Genomic DNA, 21,066 nt, shown 5'->3' with positions numbered 1-21,066 from the left:
TTAATATAGTTTTAAAAAAGAAGTGAAATATTTTTAAAACCTTTCATTTTTATTCTCTAACATTATACTAAATTTACAGCAAAATTTAAGAATGAGCACAAGTATAGATAATTTAAATCCGAAAGAATTTATTTTAATTAAAGGAGCAAAACTCCATAACTTAAAAAATATTGATGTTGCAATTCCTAGAAACAAGCTAGTTGTAATAACTGGTTTGTCAGGTTCTGGTAAGTCAAGTTTAGCATTTGATACTCTTTATGCGGAAGGTCAAAGACGTTATGTGGAAAGTTTGTCTTCTTATGCTCGTCAGTTTTTAGGGAGATTGAATAAACCTCAAGTTGATTATATCAAAGGAATTTCTCCTGCAATTGCAATCGAACAAAAAGTAAATACGACAAATTCTCGTTCGACTGTCGGAACTTCTACAGAAATTTATGATTATTTAAAACTTCTTTTTGCAAGAATTGGAAGAACATTTTCACCAATTTCAAATAAAGAAGTAAAGAAACATACTGTGAAAGATGTTTTAGATTTAATTAAATCTTTTGAAGAAAAAACAAAATTATTGTTGCTTGCTCCGATGGATTTAAACAATGGAAGAAAACTTCCAGATATTCTTAAAATTCTTGGTCAACAAGGATATTCTCGTGTGAAGATTGATGGAAAAGTAGAACGAATTGAAAGTGTTTCTGTTGCAAAAGCAAAATCGCTATTTCTTGTTGTCGATCGTATTGTTCTTTCTCATGATGAAGATTTTTACAATAGATTGGCGGATTCTATTCAAACTGCTTTTTTTGAAGGAAAAGGAACTTTGATAATTGAAAATATTGCTACAGGTGAAAATGTAGAATTTAGCAATAAATTCGAATTGGACGGAATGCAATTTTTAGAACCAAATACACATTTATTTAGTTTTAATAATCCTTATGGTGCTTGTCCAACTTGCGAAGGTTATGGTGATATTGTTGGAGTTGATAGGGATTTAGTAATTCCAAATACAGGGCTTTCTATCTTTGAAGATGCAGTTTTACCTTGGCGTTCAGATTCTTTTAAAAAATATAAAGATGCATTTATAAAAAATGCTTATAAATATGATTTTCCAATTCATAAACCTTGGTTCGAGTTGACAAATGAACAGCAAGAATTGGTTTGGAAAGGAAATAAAGATTTGCCTGGAATTAATGACTTTTTTAAATTTTTAGAAGAAAAAAGTTATAAAATCCAATATCGTGTGATGCTTTCTCGCTATAGAGGAAAAACAATTTGTACTACTTGTCATGGAAAACGCCTTCGTGAAGAAGCTTCTTATGTAAAAGTTGGTGGAAAAAATATTACAGAATTAGTAGATATTTCTATTGATAAGTTAGCTGATTTCTTTAAAGATTTAAAACTAACAAAACATGAAAATGAAGTTGCAAAACGTTTGTTGATTGAAATAAATAATCGTTTGGAATTTTTACAAAATGTTGGTTTAAATTATTTGACATTAAATCGTGCATCCAATACACTTTCTGGTGGAGAAAGTCAGCGAATTAATTTAGCAACTTCTTTAGGAAGTAGTTTGGTTGGTTCGATGTATATTTTAGATGAACCAAGTATTGGTTTACATCCTAGAGATACCGAAAAATTAATAAGCGTACTGAAGAATCTACGTGATTTAGGAAATACAGTAATTGTTGTCGAACACGATGAAGACATTATGAAAGCAGCAGATTATATTATTGATATTGGTCCAGAAGCTGGTTTTCATGGTGGAGAAGTTTGTGCTGTTGGAACTTTTGATAAAATAATTAAAACGAAAACACTTACAGCTTCTTATTTAAATGAAACCAAAGAAATTCCAGTTCCAACACAAAGAAGAAAATCGAATAACTTTGTTGAAGTTGTTGGTGCAAGAGAAAATAATTTAAAAAATATTGATGTGAAATTTCCTTTAAATGGAATGACTGTGATTACAGGAATTTCTGGAAGTGGAAAAAGTACATTAGTAAAGAAAATTTTATATCCAGCACTTCATAAAAAAATAAATCAAGCAGGAGGAAAAGTTGGTCAGTTTTCAGAGTTAAAAGGTTCTTATGAACAGTTACAAAATGTAGAATTTATTGACCAAAACCCAATTGGACGTTCTAGTCGTTCAAACCCTGTGACTTATATTAAAGCGTATGATGATATTCGTAATTTATTCGCTTCTACAAAATTGGCGAAACTTCGAAATTATAAACCAAAACATTTTTCTTTTAATGTAGAAGGAGGAAGATGTGAAGTTTGTAAAGGAGAAGGGGAAGTTACGATTGAAATGCAGTTTATGGCAGACGTTCATTTAGAATGTGAAGCTTGTAAAGGAAAACGTTTTAAGAAAGAAATTTTAGAAATTACTTATGAAGAAAAAACAATTCATGATATTCTTACAATGACAATTGAAGAAGGAATTGCGTTTTTCGAAAAACATAAAGTAACAAAAATTGCAAAAAAATTAAAACCATTGTATGATGTAGGTTTAGGCTACGTCCAATTAGGGCAATCTTCTTCAACTTTATCAGGTGGAGAGGCACAGAGAATTAAATTAGCTTCCTTTTTAGTTAAAGGAACTAGACAAGCCAAATCGTTATTTATATTCGATGAGCCTACAACTGGTTTGCATTTTCATGATATTAATAAATTATTAGATTCTTTTAATGCATTGATTGCTAATGGACATTCTTTAATTGTAATTGAACATAATATTGATTTAATCAAATGTGCAGATACAATTATAGATTTAGGAAAAGAGGGAGGAGAAAATGGAGGATCTTTAATTTTTACAGGAACACCAGAAGAACTTGTAAAATGTAAAGATTCTTACACCGCAGAATTCTTGAAGGAAAAATTAAATCAAATCTAAAATAATAACAGAAAAATGAAATTAATCGTAAAATCCCTAGCTGTTTGCGCATTACTTTTAGTATCTTGTAATGAAGGAAAAAAACAAGAAGTTGAAACAACAACGAAACCAGTAAAAGAAATGGCAAAACAAACAAATGATGCAACTCAAAACACTTCAATTTATCAGTTTAAAGTAAATGATATCGAAGGAAATTCTTTTGATTTTAATTCTTTAAAAGGAAAAAAAGTAATGATTGTAAATACAGCTTCAGAATGTGGATTAACTCCGCAATATGAGTTGTTAGAAAAATTATACAAAGATTATAAAGATCAAAATTTCGTAATTGTTGGTTTTCCAGCAAATAACTTTGGAGCTCAAGAGCCAGGAACAAATGTTCAAATTGCTGCTTTTTGTCAGAAAAATTATGGAGTAACTTTTCCAATGATGAGTAAAATTTCTGTAAAAGGAGATGATATTGCACCAGTTTATAGTTTTTTAACAGAGAAATCTAAAAATGGTGTGGAAGATTCTGAAGTGAAATGGAATTTCCAAAAATATTTAATTGGAACTGATGGAAAAGTAGAAAAAGTTATTGCACCAACAACATTACCAAATGATGAAGAAATAATTACATGGATTAAAGCTTAAAAACTTTATTTAAAATATTACTAAAAAGCACATTAAGTTTTAGGATTTAATGTGCTTCTCTATTTTAAGGACATGGTCCATTTTCACAACAAGGTCCAAATCCACATTCATTAAAAGCTGCAATGACATTAATAATTATAATGATTAATGACAAATAAAGAGCAACTTTTTCAAATTTATAAATCTTTCGTTTTCTTTTTGTTTCTTTTTTTACAGACATTATAAAAATTGTAGAAGCAATAATTCCACAAAGATAAACGATTAATGCCCAAGTATAGAGATGTAGTCCAAAAACTGGACTTCCATAACCAGACGTTCCAGAAGTTGGACAAATATGTAATAAAATTTGTCGAATAGAAAAACTACTTCCAAGCAATGCAAAAAGAATTACAAAAGCAAAATTTCTATATTTAAATCCGTTGACTACATTTAAGGATAAACCAAAAATCATCAACATCATTCCCATTCTTTGTAATAAACACAAAGGACATGGTTCGTCACCAATGATAAATTGAACTCCTAATGCACTTAAAAGCACAAAATTGAGAACATATATAAAAAGCGCATTGATGAAATAGCTTAATTTACTATTATTCATAATCAGAAATTTAAATCTAACGTTGAGGTTGCATGATGGAAAAACATTCCAATCGTAACAATGATTGCAATGACAATAAGTGGATAGTAGATTTTAGGTTTTTTCTTGATAATCATCCACATTATGATAGCGTAAAGCAAGAATATTAATGACATAATTTTCCATTTTAAAGATTAAAATCATTATTCTTGTTTGGTAGTTTTTTGGTTGAAAATAAGTTTGTTAATGTGAATTTTTGGCGACTTAGATTATCAATAATTATACCATAGTTGTTACTTTTTTCTTTAATAAAACTATTTAACTATTTTGTTTTCAAAAGTTTATTTTCCGAAATTTATAAGTAGTAGGATTCTAAATTTGAAAAAAAATGACAGCGCAAGAAGCTTTTGATTTTGTGGATGCAAAAAAATGGAAAGAAACAACAATTTATGAAAGATTGTATTTGCTTGAAGAAATAAGAGAAAATTTAAAAGAATATGCAGAAGAATTAGGAAAGTCAGAAGCGAAAATGAAAAATAAACTTGCGGAAGAAGAAATTTACCGAATTCCTGAATGTATGGTCGGAATTGTCTATCCAATTGCAACAATTATTAATGCATGTATTCATTTATACGAATCTATCAGTAGAGGAAAAATGCCAGAAGCTGAAAAAATTTCTCAAATTTCAGATTCTATTTATGATATAGAACTTCATCCTCTAGATGCAAAAGAAAAAGTATTTTCTAATTCACAGACATTTCATTTACGAGTTGAAGGAAAGCCAAAACAAAAAAATCCTTTAGAAAAAAAAGGAGGAATAATTGCCGTTTTGGGAGCAGGAAATTATAGTTCTACTTTGGAAATCATCAAAGCTTTATTTCTTGAAAATTGTGCTGTAATTTTTAAATCGCATGAATTAAATCAAGAAACAGATCAAATTTGGAAGAAAGTTTTTAAACCTTTGATTGACAAAAAAGCAGTTGCATTTTGTGATTTCGGTCAAGGAAGAAATATGACGAAATTAAAAGGGCTTTCAAAAATATATTTTACAGGAGGAAACACAACTGCAAAAGCAATAATGAATTCTACAAATACACTTTTGATTTCAGAATGTGGAGGAAATAATCCTTTAATTATCGTTCCTGGAATTCGAAAATGGACAAAAAAAGAAATGGAACATCAAGCGAATCATATTGCAACTGCTGCAAAACTAAATGGCGGAGCTTTATGTGGAAGACCGCAAACTATTATAACTTCTAAAAATTGGGAACAGAGAGAAGCGTTTTTAGAGATTTTAAAAAAAGCAATTCAAAATAATACGCCAGCTTCTGGAACTTATTATCCAAATTCAAATAAAGTCAAACAAAAATTTTTAGAAGAACATCCAGAATCGGAAATTTTAGAAACTGAATTTGGGAAATATGAAAATTCTGAATTTGTTTTTATTGAAGATGTTTCTAAAGAAAGTTATGCTGTGAAAACAGAAGCTTTTTGTCAAATTATGAATGAAATTTGTATTGAAAATGCGAATGATATTCCAACATTTTTGAATCAAGTTTTTGATTTTTGTAATACAAAATTACATGGAACATTAAGTTGTATGATTGTAATTGATGATGAAACGAAAAGAGAATATAAATCGGATTTTGAAAATTTATTGACAAATTTACAGTATGGAAGTATTGCTGTAAATGCGAATCCTGTATTGATTTTTTTAACACCTTTTTTGACTTGGGGCGGAAATGAAGAAGGAAAAGAATTAGTTTCTGGAAGAGGAAATTTTGGAAATGTTTATTGTTTTGAAAATGTGAAAAAATCTATTTTAATTGATCATTTTATGTCTTTAGGTCATATTTTAAGAACAAATCAAAAAGCTTATAATCATCTTACAAAACATATGACAAAATATGCTTTACAGCCGAATTGGGTAAATTTGACTAGGCTTTTAGGAGGTGTTTTAATTGATAGTTTTAGAGGAAAAGATTTTTAATAAAATTTTGCTTATAATTCAAAAGTGAAAATATCGAAATAGAATTGAAATATAAAGTAAAAAATTAAATTTAATTGCAAAAATATTACATTTATGATTTTTAGAAATAATAAAATTAGGCTTTACGTGTTAGAAATAGAAAACTAATTTATATTTGTACAAATCAATCTATACATGAAACAATTATTTTTCTTCATTCTTTGCTTGAGTTTTATTTCTTGTAATAAAAGAGGAATTGAAAATTATTGTGATTCTTCAAGTTATTCGGAATTGATTGAAGCAATCGAAAATGAAAAACCTTCCTCAAATATTCATAGTCAATATTTTACATTAATTGAAAGGGAAATTGTCGCTAATTTTCATGAAGAAATCATTTATTATGCAAGGTTTATGAATGATCCATATGCGACTTTAGATGCGACTAATTTTGATTATAAAATTCATTTAATTAAAAAAAATAATCAAATTGCTTATATACAGCTTTTTAAAAGTATTCCTGTTGAGGAAAATAATGTTTGGACTCGAAAGTTAGAATTAGTATATGATAATAAAAATACATCTTTATTTAATGAAATGATTTATAATTATAATCATATGTTTGATTATGATTTAAATGTTCAAGAATTGTTTCAAACAGATGTTAAATATGGAAAAGGTTGTGGATTTGCAGTTACACTTCCACAAAAAAGAAAGCAAATGAATGCTTTGGTTGCTTTAAATAAAAAAGAAGAATTGATCAATTGGCTTGTTTTTCCAAATGTTGAAACACAAATTTATGGTTTAGAAGGATTAAAGGTTTTGCAAAGAAAAAATGTAAAAATCAGTGAGAAAATTCAAAAAATAATGGATTATGTAGAAGGTAAAAAAGGAAAAGTTTTTACTTGTTCTGTTTTTGAAAAATCTATGAAAAAAATTTCTGAAATTGATTTCGATAGCAATGCAAAATGGACTTTTGATAAAAAATATTTGGAAGATGTAATTGATAGATAAATTGATTTTTTGCATATTTGTTTAAAACAATCGTTTATCTAAACATGAAAAATATTCAAAAACAGAAAGTTGAAGGTTTTAATTCAAGTAAAATTATCATTTCTGATTTTCAAAGTTATTCGAATACTATTAAAAATTCTCCGCTTTCTATTAAAATGGTTTTTAGTGGAAAAGAGAAATATTTTTTAGAAAATAAACCTTTTTATGTGACGGATAACAGATATTTGATTGTTAATGAAACACAAGATTTTGACCTTTCTATCGATGAAAAAAACACCAGAACAAAAGGAGTTTGTATTTATCCACCTGCTGATTTAGTCCAAGAAGTTTATACACATTTTTCAACTTCAACTTGTGATGATTTTCTAGAAAAACCATATGAAAAAAGAAAATCGAATTTTTCTCCTTTGATTTTAAAATCGAAAGAAACTAAAACAGGAAAATTAATTCAAAAAAATTATCATCATTTTATAGAAGAATCAAATGATTTTGACTATTTAGATTTTTATATTGAATTAGCGCAGTGTATGAATTTAGATCAAATGAATTTTGAAAAAGTGATGAAAAAACTTTCAGCAACAAAAAAAGAAACTAAAGAAGAATTATTTCGTCGATTGTTTTTAGTAAGAGATTTTATTCATGATGCTAAAAATGAGAAAATCTGTATTGATGAACTAACAAAAGTTGCTTGTCTTTCCAAATATCATTTAATTAGAAATTTTAAAGAATTATTTCATAAAAGTCCTTATCAATATTTACTTTCTCTAAAATTAGAAAAAGCAAAAGATTTACTACAAAAAGGATATTCTTACCAAGAAATTTCCAATTTAGTTGGGTTTTCTGATGTGAAAAACCTTAGAAAATCGTTGCGAAAAACGATTTAAGAAAATTCGCAATTTTTACCCCATTTTAGAAAAATAACAAATTTAGTTTTGTCGAAATAGATAGAACTAGAATATGAAGAAAGTAATTCTGATATTTATTTTCAGTTGTTTTTGTGTTTCCATTTTATTTTCTCAAGAGAATAAAAACGAGCTACAAGCAATTGAAAATATTACTTATGCAAATTTCAAACATAAAGATTCCGTTTACACAAAACTTAATTTAATCTTACCGAAGAATGTAGAGAATCCACCAATTTTAATTTGGATTGGAGGAGGAGCTTGGGCTTATGTAGATCGACATAAAGAGATGGGTTTATGTAGGAAACTTGCAGAAAAGGGAATTGCTGTAATTTCAGTTGGACATCGTTTGAGTCCAGCACTTTTAGGAAGAAAAGATGATAAAGCAGAAGGAATTCAACATCCGGAACATATAAAGGACATAGTAAAGGCGTTTAAATGGATTATTAACAACGGTGAAAAATATGGGATGGATGTTGAAAATATTTATGTTGGAGGATATTCATCTGGTGCGCATTTAAGTTGTTTATTGGCTGCTGATAAAAAATATGTAGAAAACTTAGGTTTAAAAACAACAAATATTCGTGGAATTATTCCAATTGGTGGAGCTTATGATATTCCTTTTTATAAAGAATTATTGATTTCTGTAGAACCTTCTTATTTGGAAAAACATATTGAACCAGTTTTTGGAAAAACGAATGAGCAGCATAAAGATGCTTCGCCAATTACATTTATTGAAAATTTAAAACTTCCGATTTTTTTGATAGATGAAGGTCAAACATATGTTTATAATCAAGAATTTGAAAAAAAGCTTTTGGAACAAGGAAATTTACAAATACAATCTTTGCATTTATATAATGAAACACATGCGAGTTTGTGGACAAAATTATCTAATGAAAAAGAGTATGTAGTTAGAGAGATGATTGTAGAGTTTATTCAAAAATATAAGAAATAGGAAATGAAAATATTAAATAAATTAGTTTTAGTGCTGACAGTTTTCTTCATGATAAATTGTAGTGCACAAAAAGAAGAAAAAGAGAATTGGAAAACGTTTTCTGCAAATTTTGTAAAAGAATATAAAGCATTTGAATTTCCACAATTGGCGTTAGATTATGTGCAGAATTTTGAAGGAATTAAATCAGAAAAAGAACTTTTAAAACAAGAGAAATTTTTTAAAAGAGTAAAAAAAGAATTAAAAAAGTTTCAACCAGAAAAATTAAATGAATCAGATAAAATAGATTATGAATTAATTTCCTATGAAACGAAATTGAATTTAGAACGAATTTCTTTAGAGAAAAAATGGCGAAAGAAAAATAAAACGTCTATTTCAAAAGATGGACTTTCTACAATTCCTAATGGGAAAAAATGGTATACGTATTTTTTAAAACGTTGGATTGATGCAGAAGTAACTCCAGATGAAATTTACGAATTTGGACTTTCTGAAGCTAAAAGAGTAAAGGCAGAAATGCAGAAAATTCAAGAAAAATCAGGATTAAGTCCTGAAGAATTTAAGAAATTTTTAAATGATTCTTCTTTTTTTTACATAAATCCAGATACTATCCAAAATGCTTTTGAAAGTAAAAGAAGTTTGATTCAAAATAAAATGAAAAACTACTTTCCATATATTGATGAGACACCTGATTTTATGATAAAACCTGGAGATGATAAAGCATTAGCTAAAGTTGGAGGTTATTATAGAAACAACACTTTTTATTATAATTTCTTTGATAAACCTTATAATAAAAGAGAAGTTACATGGTTGTTTTTGCATGAAGCAATTCCAGGACATCATTATCAATTGTCTTATGAAAAACGTGAAAATAGAAGTGAAGTAAATAGACTCTTTTCTTATTCGTGGTTTATTGAAGGTTATGCAGCTTATGTGGAAGATTTAGCTTTAGAAATCGATTTATATAATTCTATATATGAGGTTTACGGGAAATATGAATGGGATATAATTCGCTCTGTTCGTGTTGCTCTTGATGTTGGAATTAATTATTATCATTGGTCAGATGCAGAAGCTTTAGCTTTTTGGCAGCAATATATTTCTGATCAAGATGATATTGCTTTGCGAGAAATTGAACGAATGAAAAACTGGCCTGTACAAGTTATTACCTATAAATTCGGAGCAAATGAAATTTTGAATCAAAAGCAAGAAGCAATGAAAAATAAAGATTTCAATTTAAAAGAGTTTCATAAACAGATTTTAAAAAATGGTTCCTTACCAGTAAGTATTTTACTAAAAAATAAATAGAATTTACCCCGAGAATTTTCACTATAAATAGTTTCAGACCATCCAGAAAAAGATGGTCTGTTTTTTTAGATAAATAATAAAAATAGTTTAAACTAAATTCTAATAATAATGAAAAAAACAATTACTTATCCACTCTTTTTATCCGTTTTAATTTTGTTTTCTTTTCTCTCTTGTGAAGATGATTTAGAGCAAGAAATCATAGAAAATAATGTAGCAAGTAAAACTTCTATTGTGAAAATTGCAAATGGAAATTCTGATTTAAAAAATAAATTAAATGCTGCAACAGCTGGAACGATAATTAAGATAAAAGACATAGGAAAATATACAGGTGATTTTGAAATTTCCAAAAATGGAACAGCTTCTAATCCAATTATTATCGAAGCTGAATCTGGAAGACCTGAATTTAAAGATGCGCTTTTTATTATTTCTGGAAATCATATTATTTTAAAAGGAATGGATTTTAATAATAGTACGGTTGAAATTTTTGGAAATAATAATCGTGTGACTCGAAATGAATGGCGAAATGGAAAAGAAGGAGGAAATGGTTCAAGATTAGACGATGCTTGTCATGTTTCGGGTTCTAAAAATAAAGGTCAAAACAATCGAATTGACCATAATTACCTTCACGATTGGAAAAGAAGAGGTTTTAGAATTATAGATGTGAAAAACAGCGTGAAAAATAATCGAATAGATCATAACTATATTAAAAACTTAGTGAATTCAAGCTATAGTAATTCTGGTGAAGCACTTCAAGCTGGAACAGATGCATCACATGCAAAATATAGTACAAATACTATTTTTGAATATAACCTTATTGAAAATTTTAGTAATGATTCTGAAGTTATTTCTTTAAAATCTTCTGGAAATATTTTTCGATATAATACTGTAAAAAACGCTACTTCAGGAAGTATTAGTTGTAGAGCAGGAAATAATCAAGAAATTAGAGGAAATACATTAAGAAATGTACAATTCATTCGAACTTATGGGGAAGATCATTTGATTATTGCAAATTATTTGGATAATTGTCAGATAAAAATTATGTCTGGACCTATTTATGAAATAGAACATTTTAATAACTCGCAATACAAAGCTTGTCCAGGAGTAAGTAAAAATGTTACGATTGTTAAAAATAAAGCACAACAATCTGGTACAAAAATGAGAATTGGAGCAGATTATATAGTTGGAAATTGTTCATTAAATAATAATATAAAAACAAAAAATATTAAAGTTTATCAAAACACAAATTTTAATATTCAAAAAGAAGCACATGGAGAATCGATTGTTTATTTGAATTCTTATTCTGGAAATATTGGAACACACGTTGAACTTTCTCCTGCGGATGTTGGATTAAATGCTCCTGAAGATTCGGATGAAGATGATAACGATGAAACAGAAAATGAGGATACCAATAATTCAGATTGTACTGGTGAACTTTCTGAATTTCAAATTTGGAAAACGAAATCTTTTAATTCTCAAACAGATAATTTTTCTGCCTCTTGTAATGTTACAATCACAGGGAATTCAGTAAAAGGAGCAATTACTCTTGCTGATGGAAATCCAACTACTTGGTCTGAAAATGCTTGTATTATTAAGTTTACAAATCAAGTAATATCTGTGTATAATGAAACTAGTTACACAGATATTGGAACTTTCGATGATGGAGATTCTTTTGATATTAAATTTGAAGTGAACGTTCCTTCAAAAACATATAATGTTTATATCGATAATGCTTTAAAAGCAAGTAATTTGAAGTTTAGAAATCAAGCTCCAACAGAAACACAAATTAATCATTGGGGATTATTTAATAATATTCAAAATGAAGGACTTTGTATTAAAAATAGATCTATTTCTGGTAATTCTAATGAGAATGATTCCGTTTTTAATGAAGAAAATGGACAAGTAGTTTTTGAAGCAGAAGATTATTTTCAAAAAAATCAAAGAGAAGATGATGTTAATTGGCAAATTAAAAATTCAATTTCAGGAGCAGTAGGAGAATATGTAGAAACAACAAATAATGCTTCATTAAACAATAGCTCTTGGGAAAATGCTTGTGAATTAACTTATAAAATAAATTTCTCGACAACTGGTAATTATAAAATCTGGTTTAGAGGTTATAGTATAAACGGTGGAAGTAATTCTGCTTATGGAAAAATTGACGGAACAAGTGAAAAAACAATCGGAACTTCTACAAATAATTCTTGGCAATGGAAAGCTGCAAGTGGTACAATAAATGTAAACAGTTCAGGTGTAAAAACATTTAGAATTCGAAGGAGAGAAGCAGGTTTTAAAATTGATAGAATTGTTATTACTAAAAATGGAAATAATCCGAATTCTTTAAATAATTAAAAAGAATCCAATAGAAAATTAAATCATTCAAATAGGTTTTAAATAAAATTAATTTTTAAAATGCTTTACAATAACGTAAAGCATTTTTTTATTTCTTTTTTATATAAAATCATTTTGAAATAATTCTAAGTAAAATGTATAAAACATCCGATGAAATATATACTTTTTTGAAGTTACTTCAAGCTAATTTTGTTTTATTAAAATGAAGATAATGAAACAAGTAGTAATTATAACAGGAGCCTCTTCTGGAATTGGTAAGGCAACTGCATTAAAATTAATTCAAAATGGATTTCAAGTTTATGGTCTAGCAAGAAGAAAGCAGAATATGAAAGAAATTGAAAAGGCTGGAGGAAAAGTTTTCGCTTTAGATATCACAAATTTTTCGGAAGTGAAATTGATAATTGAAAAAATTTTTGAACAAGAAAAACGAATTGATATTCTTATAAATAATGCAGGTTTTGCGATTTATGGCGCTGTAGAAGAAACAAGTTTTGAAGCGGCAAAAAAACAGTTTGATGTAAATCTTTTTGGTTTAGCAGAAATTACAAAAGCAGTTTTACCAATAATGCGTAAACAAGAAAAAGGAAAAATAATCAATTTATCCTCGATTGGAGGAAAAATACACAGTCCATTAGGAGCATGGTATCATGCATCGAAACACGCTGTTGAAGGTTGGAGTGATTGTTTGCGAGTAGAAGTGAAGCAGTTTGGAATTGATGTTGTGATTATTGAGCCAGGAACGATTAAAACAGAATTTGGAAAAATTCGAAATCAACATTTTATGCAAAAGAAAGATAGTCCTTATCAAAATACAATTGATTCGATGAGAGAAATAATAGGAAATGTCTATAAAGAAGGTAATTATTCTTCTCCAGAAATTGTAGCGGAAATTATTTTAAAAAGTATAAAAGCTAAAAATCCTAAAACAAGATATTTAGTTGGAAAAAAAGCAAAACAAACTTTATTTTTTAGAAAAATTTTAAGTGATAAAACTTTAGATAAAGCTATCTTTCGAATGTTAGAAAAAAATAAAAGTAATCGGAAATAATTTAAAGCAATTTAAAATGAATTCAGGATCTATTTTAGAAATAAACTCTATCACACAATTACATCAAATTCTGGGATTAAAACCTCCAAAACATCCTTTGATTTCTGTGATTTATTACAAAGATATTAAGGATATTGATTTTGATGGAATGCGAGCTATTTTGAATTTATACATGATTTCTTTAAAAGAAAATCATTCTGGCTCTTTTGGTTATGGTCGAATTTCCTATGATTTTACAGAAGGAGTAATGGTTTTTACAAAACCTAATCAGATTTTAGAAGGAAAAGGAAAACGTGTAAAGCAAGAATCTAAAAGTTGGATGCTAGTTTTTCATCCAAATTTGATAAGTCGTTCTCATTTAGCAAAAACGATTGATTCTTATTCGTATTTTTCTTATGATGTTCATGAAGCTTTGCATTTATCCGATGATGAAAAACAAACATTGAATGATTTGGTTTCAAAAATTCAGAAAGAATATAGTATGAATTTGGATAAACACAGTCAAAAATTGATTATTTCTACAATTGAATTACTTTTAGATTATTGTAATCGTTTTTATGATCGTCAGTTTTTTATTCGCACCAATCATCATCAAGAATTGGCGAGTAAATTTGAGAACATTTTAAAAGCTTATTATAACTCTGAAAAACCGATGACTTTAGGAATTCCATCTGTCAAATATTGTGCAGAAGAATTGCATATTTCTCCAAATTATTTGAGTGATTTATTAAAAAAAGAAACAGGGAAAAATGCTAAAGAACATATTTACTTTTTCTTAATTCAAAAAGCGAAAAACTTACTTTTAGGAACTTCTCTTTCTATTAGTGAAATTGCTTATGATTTAGGGTTTGAATATCCGCAACATTTTAGCAAACTTTTCAAACAGAAAATTGGAATTAGCCCCGCAAAATATCGCTCTTTGAATTGAAATTTAATATCTCTGATGAAATAACTTTGGTTTTCTTAAAAATGCACAGAAAATCGTTGCAATGACAATTAATAAAGCAACTTCATGTGGTTTTCCTTTATAGATGTGAATGCAAGTGATAAACGTCATATATAAAGCTAAAAGCGTTGTTCCAATTAAAATAGTTCTATTATATAAAAATAAAATGGAAGAAATTATAAGAAAAATTCCTGTAGCAATCATAATTCCTCTGTTTGAAACTATTTTACCAACTTGTTCTTCTTCAAAAATTTTAGATAATGCGTTTGGAATGTAAATTAACATGATTACCAAAGATGGTAACCATGTTAAAAGTGTTTTTAAAAAATTATTTCTCATTTGATATTTCTTCGATTATTTTTCTTTTTCTATTTTCTGTAATTCGTTTCACCCAGAATCCAATAATTATATCATAATCTCCTGATTTTAATTTTTCTTCTTCCGTTAATTTTAAAATTCTAACGGAAACAGGTTGATCTTTATACTCTTTTACACTATTAAAGAAAGAAGTTTTATCTGAAATAATATTTCCAGAATTTCCTTTGACAAAAATTACTTTTTTTTCAGTAAAATCATAGTTTAGATTTAAATGTGCTAGATAATTATTTAAAAAATCTGCTTCTACATTGGTTAATTTTGGATTATTATCTATTCTAATTTCTTTGATTTGTTGTGCAGAAAGATTAAATGTAAATAGAATTAAAAATGTTATTAAAATTGATTTCATGTATTTTCATCAGTTGATTTAGGAATATTATTTTCAATTGTGTTTTTAAATAAAATTTTATCGTCTACATGAATTGCTAAACTTTTATATGTTTTTTTTATTCCGTACAAACTCAATAATTGATTTTCTTTTTTTAGATGAATAATTAAATTATGACTATCCATTGCTCCAAAAATAGATAAACTTCTAATTGTTTCATCAAACTCAATATCTTTTGAAGAAATTTCGATGCTTTCAATTGAATTTATATCGATTGTCGTTTCGCTCATGATTCCATGACGAAGAAAAATTGTGTTATTTTCAATTATATAAGGTCTTTTATACATAGATTTTAAGAAACCAAAAACTTGTAAACTAGTATAGATACTTAAAAAAGTTATAATCCATGCAAGGATATAATTCCATTTTTCTAAAAGTATATGAATTGCAATTGTTTCGATGAAAATTAAAAATAGGAATGTGATTAATAAAGCTATAATTCCACTTTCTTTATGATATGAAAATTCATTTTCTTTTAATTTTCGTTTTCTCCAATAAATAAATCCATAATAAATCACAGAAATTTCCGTAACGAATGGAATTACAATTCCTTTTGGAAGAATTTTATTACAAGTTGTTTTTAAAGCAATGAAAAAATCATCTGACTCTGTTTTATTTAATTTATATTGTTTTATCAGCTTAACAATAGTATAAACAATGTAAGAGAAAACAGAAATTTCGACAATTGGCAATATCCAATATTTAAAAAAAGAAAGATATTCTTGGTGTTGTGATGGAAGAATATAAGTTCCGATTACAATTCCCAAAACAGTTAAAGGAATAACAGTTGTTTTTGGAATTTTCGTTTTTCTAATTAATAAAAAATAAATTAAAGGAGTCGTTAATAATAAATCAAAGGTAATTCCTATAGAAAGTAAATTTGGATTTGCAGCAAAAACAGAAGATTTAGAAAGTAAAATTGTACATCCGTAGAGCAAAATAGGAATCCCAAAAATGAGGGAAATTTTCTGAAGATTTAGCGTTTGATTCATAGTTAGATATTTTTAGTTAAACTTTTTTTCAAAGAAAGTTCTTAGAACTCTATCCCAACCAACATGTATAAATTAAAAGACGAAAACTTTTAATATTTCTTCCTTTAGAGTTATTTGTAAATTTCCTTTAAACTGTAAGAAATCTTACAAAAACAGATATCTCAAAGATACTTCTATTTAAAATTAAATGCAATGAAATTTGGAGTTGTTTTCATTTTCAAACACAAAAAAAAGCATATAGAAAATTATAATTCCATATGCTTTAGAAATATTCAAATATAGACTTACTATTGTTTGATTGTAAACAGTTTTGAAAGTTTATAAAGACCGATTGCTGGTAAAATAATTCGGAACATATTTAAAATTGCCCAAATTACGATTTTAGATTCTTGTGCTTCTCCAGATAAAGTTCCCATATCAATTACAGGAACGTTGATGAAAACAATCACATAAATGGTTACTAAAAAGACTGCTAAGAATAGAAATAAAGAATGTTTTACATTTTTCTTTTGCTCCACAGTTAAGATTGATTTTTTTCCTAATAACATTGCATGAGATATAATTGCAACAATTGTCAATGGAAAATAAAACATTCCTGGATCTGTTGTGTGTTTAAATTTTCTAAAATGCTCCAAATTTTCATCTACATTCCCGATTAACCAATTAGGAACAAAAACAATTTGCTCTAATAATTCCCCAAAAGTTAATGCACTAACCGTTAAAAAAGCGATTATAACAAGATTAGTATCTTTTCTTAAATTGTTCATCTTATGTTTCATTTTTAAAGCAAAGATACTTTCAGTTTATATGAAAACTGATACTAAAATTTAGGAGATATTTATCAAAAATTAGGTGTTTTGGTTTTTAAATTCCAAAGGTGTACATCCTGTTTCTTTCTTGAAGAAGTTACTAAAGTTAGAAGTTGCACTAAATCCTAAACTATCTGAGATTTCATCAATAGTTTTTAAAGATTGTATCAAAAGGGTAGAAGCTTCTAGAATTACATATTCTTTAATAATCTTTTTAGCTGTTTTTCCTGTGGTTTTTTTGACACATTCTGAAAGATAAACTGTACTGATGTTTAGTTTTTCAGCATAAAAATCAAGTGGCTTTCTTTTGTTGGAATATTTTTTTACCAAACTTTCAAAAGAAAAAGAAATTTGCTCGGAGCGAGAGGCTAAACTTGTTTTAATATTACCATCATAAAATGATTTTTTAGCTTCTAGTAGAAGAATGTTTAAATAAGAACGAATGATTTCCAAATTTTCATCAGAAAGTTCTTGAAACAAATCGTAAATTTTTCGAATGATATCTGGAAAAACTGTTTTCTTTGGATTAATAAAATAAATAGGCGAGTAGTTTTTATTGAAATATGGAAATTTCTGTTCAATCTCAAAGTTAGATTTTCCATTTTTTAAAAAACTCGATTGAAAAGCCATCATATATCCATTAGAAAGTTTCTCAACACTTTTTACATCTACGGAAAGAGTTTGCTGAGGTGCAAGAAATGAAATAAGTGTTTTGTCTTTTAATGAAAATGTTTTCGCATCAATTGTAACTTCTACATCATAATAATCGGAGAAAAAGATTTGAAAGAAATCACACTTTCTAGATTCTGTTTGAAATGGAATATCTTTTAGGTGATCATTAAATTTCAACACATGGAAATCATCACATTTTTGAAATCTCTCAACATTCATTGCCTGTAATAACGACTGTATATCTTTGATTCTATCCACCTTTTAATTTTTAAAGAAGCAATTATAAGATAAAAAGAAATTCTCTACAATTCTTTTTCTAATTATATTTTTTTATAGAGAAAAGTGATTTTAGAAGTCTGCATTTGCATAAAATCACATTGCATTCGTGTAAAACAGGTCTGCATTTGTATAAAACCATGCTGCATTCGCGTAAAACTGGTCTGCATTTGTATAAAACCACACTGCATTCGTGTAAAACTGGTCTACATTTGTATAAAACTACTCTTCATTCGTATAAATCAAAATCGCTTTTATATTTTAAAGGAGGAGTTAGAGATGGATTTTTGGGATTTTAGTTAACTAATTACTATTATTTTACCATCTCTTGTTCCTCCTTAAAAACAATTTATTTAAAAAATATTTTTGAATTTCAGAGTATTCTGCATCATTCATTTTACTCATTTCCTTTTATTTTTTAATTAGGTATTCGTGAATCTCGTACCTCGATTTGTTCTTGATAAAAAAACGAATCAAAAAAATCAAGACTTATATTTTTTAAATCAAAAACCTACAAAATTTGAAAAAGACTCAAAAAACTCGCTATCGCTCAAACAGTTTCTCGTCTATTTTTTTCAAATTTTTTGATTTTTACGATTAAAAAAATAGGTCAGTTATATTTGAACAAAACATTTATCATAATTATAAATGAAAGGTTGTTTTCCAATCAAAAAAAGTATTCTGAACATGTCAAAATACTTTTTAAATCAAAACTATATGAAACTTTCTGTAAATAGCTTTATTCCTTTTCTTTTATAGGACAGGTTTTAATTCCAAAAGGGGCATAAAGCGGACAAAAACTAATTAGACTAGTCAAAACAAAAATTCCTGCAAGTGCTAGAAGAACGATTCCAAGAGTTCCAGAAATAATATTCGTTAAATACAGAACTCCAACAATAATTGCAATGATGAATCGGATAATTCGATCAAGCGATCCCATATTTTTTTTCATTTTCAAAAAATTAATTATTACTTTTTCAAAGATAGGATTCGCTTAAATCCTATGCAGTGACTACGGTCACCACTGATTAATTATTTTTATTCCTTCTGAAGTTTGTTCTACTTTTCCTTCTGTTTCTAGCTTTTTTAAAACTCTAGAAATTACTTCTCTTGCAGTTCCTAATTCGTTTGCAATTTGGTTATGACTCATCTTAATAGAATCATTTTTAGTTAATTCCGTTTTTTTCTTTAAATGATTATACAAACGCTTATCCATTTTCTCGACTAAAAGATGTCCGATGGTGTCTAAAAGTTCTAAATAACGCAAGTTGAATTGATCGTAAAATAATTCATTAAAATTTGGATATTCTTTTAACCATTTTGGAATAAATTGCACTGGAATTAATAACAATTTCGAATTTTCTTCTGTGATTGCAAAAACTTTGCTTGGTGTATTTTTTAAAGAAGCATAGAAAGTCATAATGCAACTCTGAACAGGCTCAATATAATAGAGCAATAAATCTTTTTCTTCAAATCTTGAATAAACTTTTACCAAACCATCAATCACAATCGGTAGAACTTTTACATATTGTTCTTCTCTTAAAATTTGAGTTCCTTTCGGAATTTCTTGAATAGTCGATTCTTTCAGAATTTTATCCACTAAATCTGGTTGTAAAAAAGATAATGCTTGTTTTGCGAAATTCATTTTATTGGGGTTTGAAGTTTTGTCGAATTTACTAGAATTATTTAGTAAAAAATAGAGAATATCATGATTAATTTTGTATAATGATTTGTAGGTTAATAAACATCCTCTATAGAAGAGCTAAAGGTTTAAAAGCTTTCGATAATTTGTTAGGATTAAACACAAAAAAAATGTGACTTCGAGAACCTCAGTCACCAGTTATTATTTTGGAGATTGAGGTTCTCGAAATCGGTTTTTCATTCGAACGAAAACATTTAATAGTTATCGAATAAATCGTTAATTGAATTTAATAATTGAAACTATTTAATAAAAAGATGAATTTGATCCATCAAAATGTTTTTTGAGTGATTCAAATTCATCCAGTTATAAAAAGAATTATTAATTGATTTTTCTTCAATTTGTCCATTTTTTATTTTAAACAAATGTGGAAACCTTTGATATTCTTCGAAATTATAAAAAGCTTGCGAAATAAATTCTTTATCAAAAGAAGAATCAATTTCTTTTCCATTTAAATAAATAATTTCCACATTTTTTGGTAAAAAAGAAATCAGATTCTTTTCAATATAATTCTTAGAATCTTTCCTGTTATTATAGCAAAAGAAACTTTTTCCTTCTAACTCTTTTAAATTATTAGAATACTTTTCTACAAAAGTTTGTTGTGAATTCTGATTCGATTTAAACAAATCAATAAAATAAAAGATAATTAAAATTGGAAGAGATAAAATAATAATGAATCCAACTAAAATAATTTCAAATACAGTTTTCAACTTTCTTGTAGATTTCTAATTTTTCTTCAGCTCCTACTGTAATAGAATATACATTATTTTTTACAATATTATTAAATTGAAAGTGTTCTGAAGAAAAATGAATATGTCCAGATAGTTTTTCATAAATTGATTTAAAATATGGATAATATTCATTAATTTTTGTTACTAAATATGCATCAGTCATTTTTTTATTGTCTCGATCTTTTAGATTTCTCACTTTTTCGCCTTGTAATATTTTATTATAAAACTCTTGATCATTTCCATGTAAACTCATAGCAAATAATCTAAGACAATTGTCTATTTGTAATCTCATTAATGGAATAGCTGATTGATAATTATTAGTATTAGCTAATGTTATAAAACCTCTATTTAAATATATAGCTCGATTAACAATAGACATCATGTAATGATTAATATTTGAGATTTTTTTCTCTATTTCATGTATATTTTTTAATTCTTTAATGAATAATTTCTCTAATTGAAGTATATTATTCATAGTATGTTGTAAATCTTCTTCATTTACATTTTTATTAATTTCTTGTTTATTCATATTTTTTAAAATATTATTTTTATTATTC

Annotated in this window: 21 protein-coding genes; 10 read left to right on the top strand and 11 right to left on the bottom strand. The window is 27.1% G+C overall.

Annotated elements, in window-relative coordinates:
- Window positions 1–91 precede the first annotated feature (91 nt).
- Window positions 92–2,881, top strand: coding sequence for an excinuclease ABC subunit UvrA (uvrA, locus tag I1A51_RS08860; RefSeq protein ID WP_196893116.1), 2,790 nt, complete (start codon window positions 92–94; stop codon window positions 2,879–2,881).
- A gap of 15 nt (window positions 2,882–2,896) precedes the next feature.
- Complete coding sequence (locus I1A51_RS08855; protein WP_196893114.1) at window positions 2,897–3,511, top strand: glutathione peroxidase; 615 nt, start codon at window positions 2,897–2,899, stop codon at window positions 3,509–3,511.
- 64 nt (window positions 3,512–3,575) lie between these two features.
- Here the strand turns inward: I1A51_RS08855 and I1A51_RS08850 are convergent, their stop codons facing one another.
- Together I1A51_RS08850 and I1A51_RS08845 are read right to left on the bottom strand one after the other, a co-directional pair.
- Complete coding sequence (locus I1A51_RS08850; protein ID WP_196893112.1) at window positions 3,576–4,109, bottom strand: disulfide bond formation protein B; 534 nt, start codon at window positions 4,107–4,109, stop codon at window positions 3,576–3,578.
- A 2-nt stretch (window positions 4,110–4,111) separates the two neighbouring features.
- Window positions 4,112–4,264 carry a DUF5993 family protein gene (locus I1A51_RS08845; RefSeq protein ID WP_196893110.1) on the bottom strand — a complete coding sequence of 51 codons (153 nt, stop codon included), beginning with the start codon at window positions 4,262–4,264 and terminating at the stop codon, window positions 4,112–4,114.
- A gap of 212 nt (window positions 4,265–4,476) precedes the next feature.
- Between I1A51_RS08845 and I1A51_RS08840 the strand changes: the two genes are divergently transcribed.
- The 8 genes from I1A51_RS08840 (at window position 4,477) to I1A51_RS08805 (ending at window position 14,546) form a co-directional block, all read left to right on the top strand.
- Window positions 4,477–6,078: an aldehyde dehydrogenase family protein gene (locus I1A51_RS08840; RefSeq protein ID WP_196893108.1), complete on the top strand. Its 1,602-nt coding sequence runs from the start codon at window positions 4,477–4,479 to the stop codon at window positions 6,076–6,078.
- Window positions 6,079–6,252: 174 nt separating this feature from the next.
- Complete coding sequence (locus I1A51_RS08835) at window positions 6,253–7,068, top strand: hypothetical protein (protein ID WP_196893106.1); 816 nt, start codon at window positions 6,253–6,255, stop codon at window positions 7,066–7,068.
- 44 nt (window positions 7,069–7,112) lie between these two features.
- Window positions 7,113–7,952 (top strand): helix-turn-helix domain-containing protein, encoded by an 840-nt coding sequence (locus I1A51_RS08830; protein ID WP_196893104.1) that lies wholly within the window; start codon window positions 7,113–7,115, stop codon window positions 7,950–7,952.
- A gap of 73 nt (window positions 7,953–8,025) precedes the next feature.
- Window positions 8,026–8,925 (top strand): alpha/beta hydrolase, encoded by a 900-nt coding sequence (locus I1A51_RS08825; protein WP_196893102.1) that lies wholly within the window; start codon window positions 8,026–8,028, stop codon window positions 8,923–8,925.
- A 3-nt stretch (window positions 8,926–8,928) separates the two neighbouring features.
- Complete coding sequence (locus I1A51_RS08820; protein WP_196893101.1) at window positions 8,929–10,224, top strand: DUF885 domain-containing protein; 1,296 nt, start codon at window positions 8,929–8,931, stop codon at window positions 10,222–10,224.
- Between the two features lie 108 nt (window positions 10,225–10,332).
- Window positions 10,333–12,570, top strand: coding sequence for a hypothetical protein (locus I1A51_RS08815; RefSeq protein WP_196893099.1), 2,238 nt, complete (start codon window positions 10,333–10,335; stop codon window positions 12,568–12,570).
- Window positions 12,571–12,781: 211 nt separating this feature from the next.
- Window positions 12,782–13,618 (top strand): oxidoreductase, encoded by an 837-nt coding sequence (locus I1A51_RS08810; protein ID WP_196893097.1) that lies wholly within the window; start codon window positions 12,782–12,784, stop codon window positions 13,616–13,618.
- A gap of 16 nt (window positions 13,619–13,634) precedes the next feature.
- Complete coding sequence (locus tag I1A51_RS08805) at window positions 13,635–14,546, top strand: helix-turn-helix domain-containing protein (protein ID WP_196893095.1); 912 nt, start codon at window positions 13,635–13,637, stop codon at window positions 14,544–14,546.
- A 3-nt stretch (window positions 14,547–14,549) separates the two neighbouring features.
- On the opposite strand, the gene I1A51_RS08800 is transcribed toward I1A51_RS08805, so the two are convergent.
- The 9 genes from I1A51_RS08800 to I1A51_RS08760 form a co-directional block, all read right to left on the bottom strand.
- Complete coding sequence (locus I1A51_RS08800) at window positions 14,550–14,903, bottom strand: hypothetical protein (protein ID WP_196893093.1); 354 nt, start codon at window positions 14,901–14,903, stop codon at window positions 14,550–14,552.
- The gene (locus tag I1A51_RS08795; protein WP_196893091.1) at window positions 14,893–15,291 is read right to left on the bottom strand and encodes a hypothetical protein; all 399 of its coding nucleotides are present in this window, start codon (window positions 15,289–15,291) and stop codon (window positions 14,893–14,895) included. Before I1A51_RS08795 ends, I1A51_RS08800 begins: the two co-directional genes overlap by 11 nt.
- Window positions 15,288–16,322, bottom strand: coding sequence for a hypothetical protein (locus tag I1A51_RS08790; RefSeq protein WP_196893090.1), 1,035 nt, complete (start codon window positions 16,320–16,322; stop codon window positions 15,288–15,290). The genes I1A51_RS08795 and I1A51_RS08790 overlap by 4 nt, the downstream gene beginning before the upstream one ends.
- Window positions 16,323–16,609: 287 nt before the next feature.
- Window positions 16,610–17,089, bottom strand: a complete 480-nt coding sequence (locus I1A51_RS08785; protein WP_196893089.1) for a hypothetical protein — start codon at window positions 17,087–17,089, stop codon at window positions 16,610–16,612.
- Window positions 17,090–17,170: 81 nt separating this feature from the next.
- The gene (locus tag I1A51_RS08780; RefSeq protein WP_196893088.1) at window positions 17,171–18,061 is read right to left on the bottom strand and encodes a helix-turn-helix domain-containing protein; all 891 of its coding nucleotides are present in this window, start codon (window positions 18,059–18,061) and stop codon (window positions 17,171–17,173) included.
- A gap of 757 nt (window positions 18,062–18,818) precedes the next feature.
- Window positions 18,819–19,031, bottom strand: coding sequence for a YgaP family membrane protein (locus tag I1A51_RS08775; protein WP_196893087.1), 213 nt, complete (start codon window positions 19,029–19,031; stop codon window positions 18,819–18,821).
- Window positions 19,032–19,097: 66 nt separating this feature from the next.
- Window positions 19,098–19,724 (bottom strand): Crp/Fnr family transcriptional regulator, encoded by a 627-nt coding sequence (locus I1A51_RS08770; RefSeq protein WP_196893086.1) that lies wholly within the window; start codon window positions 19,722–19,724, stop codon window positions 19,098–19,100.
- Between the two features lie 296 nt (window positions 19,725–20,020).
- A complete protein-coding gene (locus tag I1A51_RS08765) occupies window positions 20,021–20,488 on the bottom strand; it encodes a hypothetical protein (protein WP_196893085.1) in 468 nt (155 codons plus the stop codon).
- Window positions 20,472–21,038, bottom strand: a complete 567-nt coding sequence (locus I1A51_RS08760; RefSeq protein WP_196893084.1) for a hypothetical protein — start codon at window positions 21,036–21,038, stop codon at window positions 20,472–20,474. The genes I1A51_RS08765 and I1A51_RS08760 overlap by 17 nt, the downstream gene beginning before the upstream one ends.
- Between the last annotated feature and the right edge of the window lie 28 nt (window positions 21,039–21,066).

The organism is Aureivirga marina (genome assembly GCF_015767265.1).
Lineage (GTDB): Bacteria > Bacteroidota > Bacteroidia > Flavobacteriales > Flavobacteriaceae > Aureivirga > Aureivirga marina.
The sequence above is the reverse complement of the archived record's forward strand: the minus strand, read 5'-3'. Positions and strand labels throughout refer to the sequence as shown.

Excerpts from the sequence above, each read along its gene's own strand:
- I1A51_RS08785 (WP_196893089.1), bottom strand. The coding sequence starts at position 17,089 with ATGAACAATTTAAGAAAAGATACTAATCTTGTTATAATCGCTTTTTTA.
- I1A51_RS08840 (WP_196893108.1), top strand. The coding sequence starts at position 4,477 with ATGACAGCGCAAGAAGCTTTTGATTTTGTGGATGCAAAAAAATGGAAA.
- I1A51_RS08825 (WP_196893102.1), top strand. The coding sequence starts at position 8,026 with ATGAAGAAAGTAATTCTGATATTTATTTTCAGTTGTTTTTGTGTTTCC.
- I1A51_RS08815 (WP_196893099.1), top strand. The coding sequence starts at position 10,333 with ATGAAAAAAACAATTACTTATCCACTCTTTTTATCCGTTTTAATTTTG.
- I1A51_RS08810 (WP_196893097.1), top strand. The coding sequence starts at position 12,782 with ATGAAACAAGTAGTAATTATAACAGGAGCCTCTTCTGGAATTGGTAAG.
- I1A51_RS08820 (WP_196893101.1), top strand. The coding sequence starts at position 8,929 with ATGAAAATATTAAATAAATTAGTTTTAGTGCTGACAGTTTTCTTCATG.
- I1A51_RS08850 (WP_196893112.1), bottom strand. The coding sequence starts at position 4,109 with ATGAATAATAGTAAATTAAGCTATTTCATCAATGCGCTTTTTATATAT.
- I1A51_RS08800 (WP_196893093.1), bottom strand. The coding sequence starts at position 14,903 with ATGAGAAATAATTTTTTAAAAACACTTTTAACATGGTTACCATCTTTG.
- I1A51_RS08855 (WP_196893114.1), top strand. The coding sequence starts at position 2,897 with ATGAAATTAATCGTAAAATCCCTAGCTGTTTGCGCATTACTTTTAGTA.
- I1A51_RS08775 (WP_196893087.1), bottom strand. The coding sequence starts at position 19,031 with ATGAAAAAAAATATGGGATCGCTTGATCGAATTATCCGATTCATCATT.
- I1A51_RS08835 (WP_196893106.1), top strand. The coding sequence starts at position 6,253 with ATGAAACAATTATTTTTCTTCATTCTTTGCTTGAGTTTTATTTCTTGT.
- I1A51_RS08830 (WP_196893104.1), top strand. The coding sequence starts at position 7,113 with ATGAAAAATATTCAAAAACAGAAAGTTGAAGGTTTTAATTCAAGTAAA.
- uvrA (WP_196893116.1), top strand. The coding sequence starts at position 92 with ATGAGCACAAGTATAGATAATTTAAATCCGAAAGAATTTATTTTAATT.
- I1A51_RS08770 (WP_196893086.1), bottom strand. The coding sequence starts at position 19,724 with ATGAATTTCGCAAAACAAGCATTATCTTTTTTACAACCAGATTTAGTG.
- I1A51_RS08790 (WP_196893090.1), bottom strand. The coding sequence starts at position 16,322 with ATGAATCAAACGCTAAATCTTCAGAAAATTTCCCTCATTTTTGGGATT.
- I1A51_RS08805 (WP_196893095.1), top strand. The coding sequence starts at position 13,635 with ATGAATTCAGGATCTATTTTAGAAATAAACTCTATCACACAATTACAT.
- I1A51_RS08795 (WP_196893091.1), bottom strand. The coding sequence starts at position 15,291 with ATGAAATCAATTTTAATAACATTTTTAATTCTATTTACATTTAATCTT.
- I1A51_RS08845 (WP_196893110.1), bottom strand. The coding sequence starts at position 4,264 with ATGTCATTAATATTCTTGCTTTACGCTATCATAATGTGGATGATTATC.
- I1A51_RS08760 (WP_196893084.1), bottom strand. The coding sequence starts at position 21,038 with ATGAATAAACAAGAAATTAATAAAAATGTAAATGAAGAAGATTTACAA.